The organism is Sphingomonas sp. 10B4 (assembly GCF_035019905.1).
GTDB lineage: Bacteria > Pseudomonadota > Alphaproteobacteria > Sphingomonadales > Sphingomonadaceae > Sphingomonas > Sphingomonas glacialis.
Genome location: NZ_JASJVC010000004.1, coordinates 1 through 13,563, shown reverse-complemented (window position 1 = coordinate 13,563; position 13,563 = coordinate 1). Strand labels below are relative to the sequence as shown.

Genomic DNA, 13,563 nt, shown 5'->3' with positions numbered 1-13,563 from the left:
AACATGAGGATCCCACGCATGCGTTCCAATTTTCTCTTCACCTCCGAGTCGGTCTCGGAAGGCCATCCCGACAAGGTCGCCGACCAGATCAGCGACACGATCGTCGATCTGTTCCTCGGCAAGGACCCCTATGCGCGCATCGCGTGCGAGACGCTGACCACGACCAACCTCGTCGTCCTCGCGGGTGAAATCCGCTGCAAGGGCGTGTACGAGAACGGCCAGTGGGCCGATGGCGCGCTCGAGGAAATCGAGGCTGCCGTCCGCAACACCGTCAAGGAAATCGGTTACGAGCAGTCGGGCTTCCACTGGGACAAGTTCACCTTCCAGAACAACCTCCACGGCCAGTCGGCGGAAATCGCGATGGGCGTCGATGAAGGTGCCAACAAGGACGAAGGCGCGGGCGACCAGGGTATCATGTTCGGGTACGCCACCGACGAGACCCCGGGCCTGATGCCCGCGACGCTCTATTACAGCCACAAGATCCTCGAGCGCCTCGCCGCCGATCGCCACTCGGGCGCAGCGCCCTTCCTCGAGCCCGACGCCAAGAGCCAGGTCACGCTCGAATATGAGAACGAGGTTCCCGTCCGCGCGACCGCGCTCGTCGTCTCGACGCAGCACAAGGCGGGCTATTGCCTGCAGGGCGACAACGCCAACCCCGCGCTGTACGAAGAGCTGCGCGCCTATGTCAGCGGCGTGATGCACGACGTCCTTCCCGACGGCTTCATCAGCGACAAGACCGCGATCTACATCAACCCGACGGGCGCGTTCGAAATCGGCGGTCCTGATGGCGACGCCGGCGTCACCGGGCGCAAGATCATCGTCGACACCTACGGCGGCGCAGCCCCGCATGGCGGCGGCGCTTTCTCGGGCAAGGATCCGACCAAGGTCGATCGCTCGGCCGCCTATGTCGCGCGCTACATGGCGAAGAACGTCGTCGCTGCCGGCCTCGCACGGCGCTGCACGATCCAGTTGTCGTACGCGATCGGTATCGCCGAGCCGCTGTCGCTCTATGTCGACCTGCACGGCACGGGCACAGTTCCCGAAGCCAAGATCGAGGAAGTGCTGCCCAAGCTCGTCCGCCTGACGCCGAAGGGCATCCGCGAGCATCTCAAGCTCAACGCGCCGATCTACAAGCGCACCGCAGCCTATGGCCATTTCGGGCGCGAGCCCGATGCCGATGGCTTCACCTGGGAAAAGACCGATCTGGTCGACGCGCTCAAGAACGCCGTCGCCGCCTGATCGAACGCCGAGCGCGGGGTCATCCCGCGCTCGGCACGGTCGTTACGGCCGGTTGGCCGAGAAGACCGACGGATCGAACCGCGCCGGCAGCGCGCGCGGCCCCTGCGGCGGCGCTTCTGTTCCGGCTCGCGCGTCCTGCACCGGACCGGGTTGCACGCCGAAGTGCAGATCATCGGCCAGATAGGCGGTGATCGGTGAATCGGCAGGGAGCCGCCCGCTGGTGCCGTGAATGAACATCATCGGCCACGATACGAACAGCGCGCCGCCAATCGCCAGCACGCCTTGATCCAAGCCCTGCCGCGCAGAACGCCCCGAGATGCGGACAGGCCCCGACGGCGTCTCGACATAATCGAGCCGGACCTCGAGTTCACCACGCTTGCCGAAATTTCCGCTTCGCTCGGACCGCATCACTTCGCCAACCGCGATCGATCCGACCGGCACGACGACCTGGCCGCGATAGATCAGCGGTTCGGCCACCTCGAGATAGAAGCGATCGCCCGAATGCACGTCCTTGGTGTTGAGTTCGTTACGCGTCTTCAGCTGTAACGGCATACCGATCGGGAAATACGCCGAGGGACCCGTCGCCGTCACCGGCGCGGCCCAATGCACGCTATATTGCGCCGCCGCGACCGATGGGACGCTCGCCGCGAGCGCAAGGATCGTCCAACACGTCAACTTCATCACAACGCCCCCGTTTGTCGCAGATTGAGCGTTCTGATAATTCAACCGCGTTTATCGGTACTTAGGATACGCGCTGAAGGCGTTGTTAAGCCTCTTGACCGGCTCATAGCGCGGGCGTCACACGACGCTCAGCGGGTGCGTTTGAAAAGGCGAACCAAGGCCGGTTCGGCAGCGCGAATGATCATGCTTGTCGCCTTCTGCGCGACGAAGCCGACCGCCGCCCCGGCGACGGTATCGAAAATATAGTGCTTCCCGCGCGGCATCTGCACGGCCGCGACCCCTGCCGCCACCGCATAGGCAGGCGCGATCGCCGCGGGAGTGTCATGCGCGATCGCACCCGCCACGGCGACTGCACCGGCGGTATGGCCCGAGGGGAACGACGTATCGCCATGCGCCGCGCTCTTGCCCGGCGCGAAGCGGTGCTCGCCGGTCTCGATTGCCTTTTGCGGGCGGGTGCGGTCGATCGAGCGCTTGATGCCGTTCTTGATCGCGGTGGCGAGCACCTCGCTCGCCAGCATCCGCACGCCATTGCGGATCACCGTCGGACGGCGCAGCACCGCACCTACGACGATCGTCCCGACGCCGAGCAACAGCAACGGCGGCTGGTCGGCGACTTCGCTCGCCGCCCCCGCCAGCTTGACCGCGGGCGTGTCGCGATGCGCCGCGGCGCGGTGCGTGACCTTGCGGTCGGCGCGGGCGATTTTCCGCACGGCCTCGGCGATCTTGCTCATGTCGCTATTCCTCTTGTGTCGCTCGCCCAACGCCGCGGGCGGCGGATTGGCTCCGCCCGGATCAGGCGCCTTCTTCCTGCACCTGCGCGTGCGCCAGCACCGCGAACAGGCCGGCCCCGCCGAACAAATTGCCGAGCACCGCGGGCACGAGGAACGCCAAGGCCTGCCCGCCGCCGATTTTCCCCGAGAAGAGCAGCAGGAAGGTCTCGCTCGACCCGACCACCGAATGGCTGAACCCGCCGATCGCGACGACATAGACGATCCCGAACACGACCAGGAAGGCCTGTTCGCGCGCGTTGGGCAAGGTCCAGGCGACGATCGCGATCAGGAAACCCGCTGGCACCGCATTGATGAAGGTATCGAGCGCGCCGTGCTCGGTGATCTTCATCGACACTTCGAGCATCGCCGCGCGCATTGCGGGATCGCCGAGCTCGAGCGTCGCAAACGCCCACGCAACGAGCGCGGTGCCGAGCAGATTGCCCCCCAGCACCACGCCCCACAGCCGCAAGGTCCGCGCGAGCGCAGCCCATGACGGCTCGGTCACGAGCGGCAGCATCGCGGTCACCGTGCTCTCGGTAAACAGCTGCATCCGCCCGAGGATCACCATCAGGAAGCCGATCGGATAGCCGATCGCGATCAGCAGCGGGCGCGCCGGCGACGGCGCGGTGTGCGCCGCGATCGCCGCCTCGGCGATTAGCGAGGCGGTGATCGCCAGCCCCCCCGCCAGCCCCGACCAGAACAGCGAGGTGATCGGGCGTTCGAGTTCCTCCTGCCCTTCCTCGCGCACCGCACGGTGCAGCTCGCGCGCATTGGCGGCCTTCAGTTCCTCGACGTCGCCGCCCTCGGTTTGCTCTTGATTGGTGTCCGCCATCATGTCCGCCACTTCGTTGATGCGCTGTAACGACCGTAACGGGACTTTGCTCCAAACGCTGCGCTCGCTAGAGGCTGCGCGGATGACCGATCCGATGACGACCCGCCGCCTCTATGGCCGCCGCCAGGGGCACAAGCTCCGCCTCGGCCAGGCCGATTTGGTCGAGCGCCTGCTCCCCGAAATCAGCGTTCCCGAAGAAGGTCCGCTCGATGCCACCACCTTGTTCGGCAAGGATTGCCCGATCGAGGTCGAGATCGGCTTCGGCGCGGGCGAGCATCTCGCCGGCCAGGCGATGGCGCGGCGCGAGACAGGGTTCATCGGCTGCGAGCCGTTCCTCAACGGCGTCGTCGGCGCGCTGACGCATGTCCGCGACGAAGAGCTCAACAATGTCCGCCTCCACATGGGCGATGCGCTCGATGTGCTCGAGCGGCTCCCCGACGCGTCGCTGTCGCGCGTCTATCTGCTCCACCCCGATCCGTGGCGCAAAGCGCGCCACGCCAAGCGGCGGATGGTCAATCACGGCCCGCTCGATCTGATCGCGGCCAAGCTCAAGCCCGGCGCCGAGTTCCGCCTCGGCACCGACGATCCGACCTATTGCCGCTGGGCGATGATGGTGCTCGGCCAACGCCGCGATTTCGTGTGGAGCGCGCAAACAGCCGCTGATTTCCTGACGCGTCCCGACGACTGGCCCGAGACCCGCTACGAACGCAAGGCACGCCGCCAGGGACGCGAGGTCTGGTACTTCCGCTACATCTACCAGCCAGCGGCATAACCGCTCCCCTCGTCGCGCTGCGCGCACGCCGTACGGCGGGAGCGGAACCCTCGGTCCTGCTGCCTCGTTCGATGGGCGTGCATTCAGCCCTGAGGGAAATTCAACCGTGTCCACCGTCCGGCGCCTGCTGGCGACCGCTTTGAGCTGCTGCCTGTTCTCGAGCACGAGCGCGATCGCGCAATCCTGCCCCGCGGGCGGATTCGATTACATGGGCGTCCCGATCGCGTTCAGCCCCGATCACGCAGCCTATTATTTCGCGACCGACCACAAGCTCGTCGACGCCGATGGTGCGCCCAACGCCTATCACCCCGCCGACGTGCCCAACACGTGCCCCGAGACAGGCCGCGGGATCGATTGCCTTGCCGCGGCGGGCTATCCCGATGGGTCGTGGTGGCAGACCGTGCTCGTCGCCGACCCGGCCGATCCGACCCGGCCAGCGATCCAGCAGGACGGGCCATACAAGGGCTTTTTCGTCTCGATGACGTCGCTTCGGAACACCGCGTTCGCCGGGCCCGCGAGTACCGCCAGCTATGTCGATGCCGCGGCGATCCCGTACATCGTGCTCCCCGCGCCGATCTATCGCACCGATGGCATGGGCGAGATGGGCGATATCGGCTTCGCGACCAACCTCGATACCGGCCAGACGACGCCGTTCGTCATCGCCGACGAAGGCCCGGTCGAACGGCTCGGCGAGGCGTCGGTCGCGTTCTGGCATGCACTCGGCGTCCAGGCGCCCAACCCGCGCAACGGCGAGGGGCTGCCCGACGGGCGGATCGCCTATGTCGTCTTCCCGGGGAGCGCCAAGGATGCGAAGATCGGCTGGCCGATCGACAAGGCCGCGCTCGCCCGCGAAGCGCGCACGCGGCTCGACGCGGTCGGTGGACTCGCCGCACTGCGGTCGTGCGCGCAGCCGAAGACCGAGATCGCCTCGGCGTCGGCCGTGCGGCTCAGCAAATGATCGCGCTGCCGTCGCTGGCTTTGGCGCTGGCGGCCACGACGCCTGTGCACGCCAAGGCCTGGACGCCGCACTCCGCCGCCGCCTTGCTCGATGCGAGCTTCCCGAGCGAGCAGGCCTGCCAGACCGCACTCGACTCCGCGCGCGAGCATGAGCGCCTCACCCCGTCCAAGCCAGTCCACGATCTCAGCTACGCGCGGCTGTTCGCACAGGCGCGCTGCGGCAGTACGGTGCGCAAGACCGGGATCGTCTGGCGGATCCGCATGCACTGGCCGCGCCGCCCCTGACCCAACGCGGCCGGCCGATGCCGGGCAGCGAGGATCGGCGCGCAATATCTCCGCGCGTGCGGACCTCATTTCCGAAATGCGCGTTTACCTCGCCGAACCGCAGGGGTCTGACATGCACTTCACCATCAATGGAACGGCCTACACCGCCGAACCCGACATTCGAACCTCGCTGCTCGATCTGCTGCGCGAGCATCTTGGCCTGACCGGCTCGAAAAAGGGCTGCGATCACGGCCAGTGTGGCGCCTGCACCGTTCTGGTCAACGGCCGTCGCATCAACAGCTGCCTGTCGCTCGCGGTGATGCACCAGGACGACGAGATCACCACGATCGAAGGCCTCGGCACCCCTGAGGATCTCCACCCGCTCCAGGCAGCGTTCGTCAAGCATGACGGCTATCAGTGCGGTTATTGCACGCCAGGCCAGATCTGCTCGGCGGTCGGCATGCTCGACGAGGTCAAGAAGGGCTGGCCGAGCCATGTCAGCGAGACACTCGGCGACGTCGAGTTCAACGACGGCGAAATCTCCGAGCGGATGAGCGGCAACCTCTGCCGCTGCGCCGCCTATCCCAACATCGTCGACGCGATCCGCGACGTGGCGGAGGCCAAGGCATGAAGAGCTTCACCTACGAAAAGCCCGCGAGCGTCGAGGAAGCCGTCGGCTTCGTCGGCGCGGGCACGCGTTTCATCGCGGGCGGCACCAACCTGCTCGATTTGATGAAGCTGCAGGTCGAGACGCCTGACAAGCTCGTCGACATCAGCCGACTCGACCTCGCCAAGATCGAAGACACCGACAACGGTGGCCTGCTGATCGGCGCGCTCGTCCCCAACAGCGACCTCGCCGCCGACACTCGCGTGCGCGAAAAGTACGAAGTGCTCAGCCGCGCTTTGCTCGCGGGCGCCTCGGGCCAGCTCCGCAACAAGGCGACGACTGGCGGCAATCTGCTCCAGCGGACGCGCTGCTATTATTTCTACGACCCCGCAATGGCGTGTAACAAGCGCGCACCTGGCAGCGGCTGCTCTGCGATCGGCGGGTACAATCGCATCCTCGCGATCCTCGGCACCAGCGAGCATTGCATCGCAACGCACCCCGGCGACATGCCCGTCGCGATGCGCGCACTCGACGCGACGATCATCACGCTCACCCCGGGCGGCGATCGCCGCCGGATCAGCATCCACGATTTCTATCGGCTCCCCGGCGACACGCCCGAGATCGAGACCGTGCTCGAACCCGGCGAACTGATCACGCATGTCGAGCTGCCCGCGCCGGTCGCCGGCAAGCAGCTCTACCGCAAGGTCCGCGACCGCGCGTCCTACGCCTTCGCGCTCGTCTCGGTCGCAGGCCTCGTCTCGGTCGAGAACGGCACGATCGCGACGGCGCAGCTCGCTTTCGGCGGGCTCGGGCCGATGCCATGGCGCGATAGCCGCGTCGAGGAGTCGCTGATCGGCAAGGCGCCGTCCGACGAAATCTTCGCGGCGGCGGCAGACATCCTGCTCGCCGAAGCACATGGCTTTGGGTCGAATGACTTCAAGATCCCGCTGATGAAACGCACGCTGATCGCGTGCCTGCGTGAGTTGACCGCATGAGCAACACCAACAGCCTCAAGATGGACAAGCCCGTCCCCGCCAGCCTGCTCGACAGCGGCAGCCAGGGGATCATCGGCCGCCCGCTCGACCGCAAGGACGGCCCGCTCAAGGTCACCGGCCAGGCGACCTATTCGGCCGAGTATCAGATCCCGAACCTCGCGTACGGCTATCTCGTCGGCACCAAGTTCGGGCGCGGCAAGGTCACCAAGGTCGATGCCGACAGCGTCCGCGCGATCCCCGGCGTGATCGACGTCGTCACCGACTTCAAGACCTTCCTGCAGAACTCGCAGCAGGGCGGCGAAACCAGCGCCCCGACGCAGGGCGTGCAGGACGTCCATTATTTCGGCGAGATCGTCGCGATCGTGCTCGCCGAAAGCTACGAAGCCGCGCGCGACGCCGGCATTCGCCTCAAGGTCGAATATGAGGAAGCCGAAGGCCGTTTCGATTTCGAGGCCCACAAGGACGAAACCACCAAGCCGCCGCCCAACACCATCCCCGCACACTTCAAGCAGGGCGATGTCGAGAAAGCGATGGCGGACGCCGCGATCTCGGTTGATGTCACCTATACAACGCCGAGCCAGAACAGCTCCGCGATGGAGCCGCACGCCTCGATCGCGGTGTGGGACGAGGATGGCGCGCTGACGCTGTACGGCTCGTACCAGATGCCGACCTCGGACAAGAGCCAGCTCGCCAAGTCGCTCGGCGTCAGCGACAAGAAGGTCCGGATCATCGCGCATTACATCGGCGGCGGGTTCGGCTCCAAGCTCGGCATCGCGCCCGAATCGGTCGCCGCCGCGGTTGCCGCAAAGCAGCTCGGCCGCCCGGTCAAAGCCGTGATGACGCGCCCGCAAGTGTTCGAAACCACCGTTCGACGCTCGAACACCGAGCAGCGCGTGCGCTTTTCGGTTGATGGCGCGGGCAAGCTGACCGGCGTCGGCCATGAGACGCTGACGAGCAACCTCCCCGGCGAAGGCTTTTTCGAGCCGACCGGCATCGGCACGCATTTCGCCTATTCGGGCGAGAACCGGCTGATCAACCATGATCTGGTCGAGCTCGACTGGCTGTTGTCGGGCTCGATGCGCGCGCCCGGCGAAGCGGTCGGGATGATGGCGACCGAGGCTGCGCTCGACGAACTGTGCCACAAATTGGGTGTCGACCCGATCGACTTCTGGAAGCAGAACGAGCCGAGCGAGGACCCTGAGGAGAACATCCCCTTCTCGACGCGCCAGCTCGTCCGCTGCCTGGAAGAGGGCGCAGAAAAGTTCGGTTGGTCGAAGCGCAACGCGACGCCGGGCCAGGTGCGCGACGGCGAGTGGATGATCGGCATGGGCGTCGCCATTGCGGTGCGCACCAACATGCTGATGGAATCATCGGCCAAGGTCGCGATCGACGCCAATGGCCGCGCGACCGTCAGCTCGGCGATGACCGACATCGGCACCGGCAGCTACACGATCCTCGGCCAGATCGCCGGCGAACTCCTCGGGCTTCCGCTCGATCAGGTCAGTGTCGTGCTCGGCGATACCGATCTCCCCGATGCGGCCGGCTCCGGCGGCTCGTGGGGCGCAGGGTCGAGCGGCTCGGCGGTCTATCTCGCGTGCGAGATGCTGCGCGAGAAGCTTGCCAAGGCGATGGGCTGCGACCCCGAAGCGCTGACGCTCAAGGACGGCCAGGCGATCGCCGACAACCGCCAGGTCTCGCTCGGCTCGCTCGTCGGCGACGGGATTGAGGCGATCGGCTCGATCGCACCGGGCAAGATGGAGAAGGAGCGCAAGCAATCGAGCTATGGCGCGCATTTCGTCGAGGTCGGCGTCAACGCGACCACCGGTGAAGTCCGCGTCCGGCGGATGCTCGGCGTGTTCTCGGCAGGCCGCATCCTCAATGCGAAGACTGCGCGCTCGCAGTGCCTCGGCGGGATGACCTTCGGCATCGGCGCGGCGCTGACCGAGGACCTCGTCCACGATCCGCGCAATGGCAAGTTGGTGAACCACGATCTCGGCGAATATCACGTGCCGGTGAACGCCGACGTGCCGCAGATCGAGGTGCATTTCCTCGAAGAGCGCGACCAGTTCGCCAATCCGATCCACGCCAAGGGCATCGGCGAGCTCGGCATCTCGGGTTGCGGCGCGGCGATCGGCAATGCCGTGTTCAACGCAACGGGTATCCGCGTTCGCGACTATCCGATTACGGTCGACAAGCTGCTGGATCACTTGCCGCCGGTGTGATCCGCTCCCCGCGCCCGTCACCCCGGCCTTGTGCCGGGGCCCACCGGGAAGCGCGCGCCACGACTACAGTACGCGGGTCACGGTGGGCCCCGGCACAAGGCCGGGGTGACGACGGCACGCCAATCACCGCTTGCGCGAACGCCCTTTGGTCATCGGATCGGGCTTGACCGGCTTCTTCCAGCCCGGCGGCGGTGTCATCCGTTGCTGGCTCGTCCCCAGCCCCATTGCGCCGGGCTGCTGGCGGATCAGGCCGACGGTCTCGGCCTCGGCGGCTTCCTCGGCGCTGGCGCCGCCGCGCAGCAAAGCGAGCCGGTCGCGTAGTCGCCGCGCTTGCTCGAAATCGAGCGCCTCCGCCGCAGCTTCCATTTCAATCCGAACGCGTTCGATCTCATCCATGCGCGTCTAAACGCCGCGAGACCGGCTTGGGTCCTGTCGTCGCTGCGTTACCCGCCCGGATTGCCGCTCGCCGCCCAGCGCCCCTTGAGCATCGCGCCGACAAACGCCGGCACCCCGGGTCGCACCAGCAGCCAGTCGCGCAACGCCGGCCCCTGCTCCGCGCCGAGCGTCGTCTTGTAGCCGCTGTCGCCCGCGCCCCAATCGACGCTGCGCAAGCCTGCCGCCCGCGCCCGCACGAGGTTGCGATAATAGAGCAGCTTGCCCGGCGAATGCTTGGCGAACGCCGGATCATAGCTGTTGGCGATCGCATAGCGCGTCGTGCCGGCATCGAGATCGAACGAAAACGCCGCCGGCGCGCCATCGATGCTCAGTACCGCGGCCGACAGCATCGCGGCGACGACCGGATCGCGCGCCGCTTCTCGCCAGAAGCCACCATGGCCCTCGTCCGTGAATTTGGCGTCGCGACCATCGGTCCTCGCCGCGATCCAGCTCTTCTGCTCGACCGCCGCAAGCTGATCGAACGCCGCATCCCACTCCCCCGCGCCGACGAAGCGCCAGTCGAGCGCGCCATGCTCGGCGAGATGCTTCTCGTGAAAGCGGTTCTTGCGCAGCGTCGATCCGCGCGGCCAGTCGGGCTGCTGCACGTCGAGCACGAAGCTGTTCGCGACGAAGCGGTCGAGCACTGCCCACCCCTTTGCGCGCGCCAGCGGCAGCAGCGCCTCGAGCGCCGGATCGCCATCGACCACCGGGCCGATCCGCAATGCGTTGACGCTGCGCGAGAGCATGTCGAGCAAGGCATCGACCGCAGGCACATCGGCGTGGCGGTGGATCGGAAAGCTGCGAAACGGCCAATAGCTTCCAGGGATCGTCGCGACCCGTGCGATCGCCGGCCCGATTCGCACGAACGGCAGCGCGATCACCGGCAGGTCGTCTTCCTCGACCATTATCGTCCGCGCCGCCCCGCCATACGCCGCAAGCGCCGCCGCATACCAGGCATAGCGCAGGAACGCGTGGCTCGGTGCCGCTGCATCGGCAACGATGTCGATCGCGCCCGACAGCCCGGCGCCCACGCTGGCACGCGTGCGCGACGGCAGCCGGGTGAAGTCGGAGAGCAGCATCGGCTTGGTCATTGGAACACGTCTAAAGCAGCAGGGTTACCAATCTGTGGCCGACGCCTTGCGCCCGCGCCAGCCGCATTCCACAAAGGGCCATCATGAACCCCTACCCCGCCGTCTCGACGATCGCCCAGACGATCCAGCTGTCGCTTTCGCCGATCTTCATGCTCGCCGCGATCGGGCAGCTGCTCAACGTGCTCGCCGGGCGGCTGGCGCGCGTCGTCGATCGCGCGCGCGTCGTCGAGGAATGGCACCCGTTGTCGAGCGGCCCCGAGCATGACCGTCACGTCTGGGAACTCCGGCTGCTCGACCGGCGGATGACGGTGATCAATCGCTCGCTCGTGCTTGCGGTGTCGAGCGCGGCGATGACGTGCATCGTCGTTGCCTTGCTGTTCGTCGCCAGCCTGTTCGCACTGCATATCGGCACGATCGTCGCGGTGATCTTCATTCTCGCGATGGCGCTGCTGATTTCCTCGCTGATCGGGTTCCTGCTCGAGGTCCGCATCTCGCTATCGGCGATCCACGTCCGCAGCGAGCTGCTCGAACGCTGAATCGCGCCCGCCCCCGGGGGGACGCCTCCCCTCCCTGGAAGGGAGGGGAGTTAGCTCAGCGTGCGCCGTCCAGCCCGGGCCCGGCATCATTCGTCGCGCCATAACCCGGTACCACCCGCGCATGCGCCGCTTGTTCATAGACATACCCAGCGTTGAGCACGCTCTGGTCGGCCCACGCGGTCGCAATGAACGACACCCCGACCGGCACGCCCCGCACCAGCCCCATCGGCACCGTCAGATGCGGATAGCCCGCCACCGCCGGCAGCCCGGCAGCACTCGGCCCCTCACCTCCATCACCCGAGACCGTGTCGGACAGCCACGGCATGCCATAGGTCGGCGCGACGATCAGCGTCGCATTGGCGGTCGCGAGCATCGCGTCGATCCCCTCCTTGCCCGCCAGCCGCAGCGATTTCGCGCGCGCGCCGAGATATTCGGCATCGGCGAGCCCGCGTGTCTGTTCGGCCGCCTCGAAGGTCTCCTGCTGGAAGAACGGCATTTCGCGTGCCGCCTCGGCGCGATCGAACGCGATGACATCGGCGAGCGTGCGCGTCTTCACGGCCTGCGGCGTGGTCGCGAGATAGGTGTTGAGATCGGCCTTGAGCTCGGTCTGCAGCACCAGCAATTCGGCCTCGCCCAACCCGTCGAGCTTGGGCGGCGTAACATCGACCAGCACCGCGCCCTGCGCCTTCAACACCGCCAGCGCCGCGGCATATTTGGCCTTGAGCAACTCGGACATTTCGGGATGCAGCACGGCGATACGCACCCCAGCCAGCGAAGCGCTCGCCAGCGGCGCGGCGAAGTCATGCGCATATTTCGCCGTGCCCTTGGTCGCCGGATCGGCCGGATCGATGCCGATCATGCCGTTGAACAGCACCGCCGCGTCGCGCACGCTGCGCGCCATCGGGCCGGGCGTGTCCTGGCTGTGGCTGATCGGCACGACGTGCGTGCGGCTGATCATGCCAAGCGTCGGTTTCAAACCGACCAGCCCGTTCATCGAGGACGGACATACCACCGATCCATCGGTCTCTGTCCCGACCGCTGCCGCGGCAAAGCTCGCCGCCACCGCCGCGCCCGATCCGCTCGACGAGCCGCACGACGTCCGGTCGAGCGCATACGGATTGCGCACCAGCCCGCCGACCGCGCTCCATCCGCTCATCGAGTGCGTCGAGCGGATATTGGCCCATTCGCTGAGATTGGTCTTGCCGAGGATCACCGCGCCCTGTCGGCGCAGGCTCGCCACAAGCGGCGCGTCGCGGCGCGTGATGTTGTCCTTGAGCGCGAGACTCCCGGCAGTCGTCGCGATCGGATCCCTGGTCTCGATATTGTCCTTGATCAGCACCGGCACGCCGTCGAGCGGCCCGAGCAGCTTGCCCGCCTTGCGCCGCGCATCGGCAGCGCGCGCCTGCGCGATCGCATCGGGGTTGGTCGCGATCACCGCGCGGAGTGTCGGCCCGCTGCGATCCATCGCCGCGATCCGCGCGAGATAGGCCTGGGTGATCGCCGCGCTGCTCGTGCCCGCCGCCATCATCGCCTGGACCTGATCGATCGATTTTTCGGTAACGTCCGGGAGCGTCTGCGCGTGCGCGGCTCCCGCGAGAATGGTCGAAAGCAGCAGCGACAGCGTGAAGCGCATCTTGGTCTCCGGTCGAGCGACGCAGCCAGACCCGCGCCATCGCGCGATCATGGGTCATCGCCGCATCGGCGACAAGCAGATCGTCACTTGCAAGAGCACAATCGCGAAGCCCGCCCGCCCCCGACCCCGGACATGAAAAGAGGCTGCCGATGCCCTTTTCGAGGACATCGGCAACCTCCTGACATGGTCAGCGGCCGGAAGCTCCAGCTTGGAGGACCATGCGTACCGCAAAGCCTCGACGATCGGTGGCGTTGACTGGGGGAGAATACCCCCCGCCCCATCGTCGCAGGACTAGCCTCAAAGGCCTAGCGGTGCGTCCTCCGAACGAACTGAACCGACCCCATTGCTGAACCATGAGACATCGGATCACCTCCTTTCGCCAGTTAAAACAGCGTGACCAGGCCTGGTCACGACTCAGGTTTGAATCATATTTTTAGACGAAACAAGTCTTGTATACTCCGTCTGCTTGACGACCCGCGAAATCGTCGCTCGCTCAAGCCATGATTCTGAAATCTGCAGGATCGATGAC

General features: G+C 66.6%; 14 protein-coding genes. 8 read left to right on the top strand and 6 right to left on the bottom strand.

Annotation, left to right across the window (positions count from 1 at the left end):
• Positions 1-18: 18 nt before the first annotated feature.
• On the top strand, positions 19-1,239 hold the full coding sequence (metK, locus tag QN347_RS01955; RefSeq protein ID WP_322160181.1) for a methionine adenosyltransferase: 1,221 nt from the start codon (positions 19-21) through the stop codon (positions 1,237-1,239).
• A 42-nt stretch (positions 1,240-1,281) separates the two neighbouring features.
• Here the strand turns inward: metK and QN347_RS01950 are convergent, their stop codons facing one another.
• From QN347_RS01950 to QN347_RS01940, 3 genes are all read right to left on the bottom strand, one after another.
• A complete protein-coding gene (locus QN347_RS01950) occupies positions 1,282-1,920 on the bottom strand; it encodes a hypothetical protein (protein WP_322160182.1) in 639 nt (212 codons plus the stop codon).
• A gap of 128 nt (positions 1,921-2,048) precedes the next feature.
• Positions 2,049-2,651, bottom strand: a complete 603-nt coding sequence (locus QN347_RS01945; protein ID WP_322160183.1) for a phosphatase PAP2 family protein — start codon at positions 2,649-2,651, stop codon at positions 2,049-2,051.
• Positions 2,652-2,712: 61 nt separating this feature from the next.
• Positions 2,713-3,522 (bottom strand): formate/nitrite transporter family protein, encoded by an 810-nt coding sequence (locus QN347_RS01940; RefSeq protein ID WP_322160185.1) that lies wholly within the window; start codon positions 3,520-3,522, stop codon positions 2,713-2,715.
• A gap of 82 nt (positions 3,523-3,604) precedes the next feature.
• On the opposite strand from QN347_RS01940, the gene trmB reads away from it, so the two are divergent.
• The 6 genes from trmB to QN347_RS01910 all read left to right on the top strand — a co-directional run bounded on the left by trmB (position 3,605) and on the right by QN347_RS01910 (position 9,339).
• A complete protein-coding gene (gene trmB, locus QN347_RS01935) occupies positions 3,605-4,294 on the top strand; it encodes a tRNA (guanine(46)-N(7))-methyltransferase TrmB (RefSeq protein ID WP_322160187.1) in 690 nt (229 codons plus the stop codon).
• Positions 4,295-4,400: 106 nt separating this feature from the next.
• Entirely contained in the window at positions 4,401-5,252 is an 852-nt protein-coding gene (locus tag QN347_RS01930) for a glycoside hydrolase family 75 protein (protein ID WP_322160188.1), read from the top strand.
• On the top strand, positions 5,249-5,536 hold the full coding sequence (locus QN347_RS01925) for a hypothetical protein (RefSeq protein ID WP_322160190.1): 288 nt from the start codon (positions 5,249-5,251) through the stop codon (positions 5,534-5,536). The genes QN347_RS01930 and QN347_RS01925 overlap by 4 nt, the downstream gene beginning before the upstream one ends.
• Before the next feature lie 112 nt (positions 5,537-5,648).
• On the top strand, positions 5,649-6,146 hold the full coding sequence (locus QN347_RS01920; RefSeq protein WP_140851689.1) for a 2Fe-2S iron-sulfur cluster-binding protein: 498 nt from the start codon (positions 5,649-5,651) through the stop codon (positions 6,144-6,146).
• A complete protein-coding gene (locus QN347_RS01915; RefSeq protein WP_322160193.1) occupies positions 6,143-7,117 on the top strand; it encodes a xanthine dehydrogenase family protein subunit M in 975 nt (324 codons plus the stop codon). The genes QN347_RS01920 and QN347_RS01915 overlap by 4 nt, the downstream gene beginning before the upstream one ends.
• Positions 7,114-9,339, top strand: a complete 2,226-nt coding sequence (locus QN347_RS01910) for a xanthine dehydrogenase family protein molybdopterin-binding subunit (protein WP_322160195.1) — start codon at positions 7,114-7,116, stop codon at positions 9,337-9,339. The genes QN347_RS01915 and QN347_RS01910 overlap by 4 nt, the downstream gene beginning before the upstream one ends.
• A gap of 123 nt (positions 9,340-9,462) precedes the next feature.
• On the opposite strand, the gene QN347_RS01905 is transcribed toward QN347_RS01910, so the two are convergent.
• Together QN347_RS01905 and QN347_RS01900 are read right to left on the bottom strand one after the other, a co-directional pair.
• On the bottom strand, positions 9,463-9,735 hold the full coding sequence (locus QN347_RS01905) for a UvrB/UvrC motif-containing protein (RefSeq protein WP_133186683.1): 273 nt from the start codon (positions 9,733-9,735) through the stop codon (positions 9,463-9,465).
• 47 nt (positions 9,736-9,782) lie between these two features.
• Positions 9,783-10,865 (bottom strand): GNAT family N-acetyltransferase, encoded by a 1,083-nt coding sequence (locus QN347_RS01900; protein WP_322160196.1) that lies wholly within the window; start codon positions 10,863-10,865, stop codon positions 9,783-9,785.
• An 83-nt stretch (positions 10,866-10,948) separates the two neighbouring features.
• On the opposite strand from QN347_RS01900, the gene QN347_RS01895 reads away from it, so the two are divergent.
• Positions 10,949-11,401 (top strand): DUF2721 domain-containing protein, encoded by a 453-nt coding sequence (locus QN347_RS01895; RefSeq protein WP_133186679.1) that lies wholly within the window; start codon positions 10,949-10,951, stop codon positions 11,399-11,401.
• 55 nt (positions 11,402-11,456) lie between these two features.
• Here QN347_RS01895 and QN347_RS01890 read toward each other — a convergent pair whose 3' ends face one another.
• Complete coding sequence (locus QN347_RS01890) at positions 11,457-13,034, bottom strand: amidase (protein ID WP_322160198.1); 1,578 nt, start codon at positions 13,032-13,034, stop codon at positions 11,457-11,459.
• Positions 13,035-13,563 lie beyond the last annotated feature (529 nt).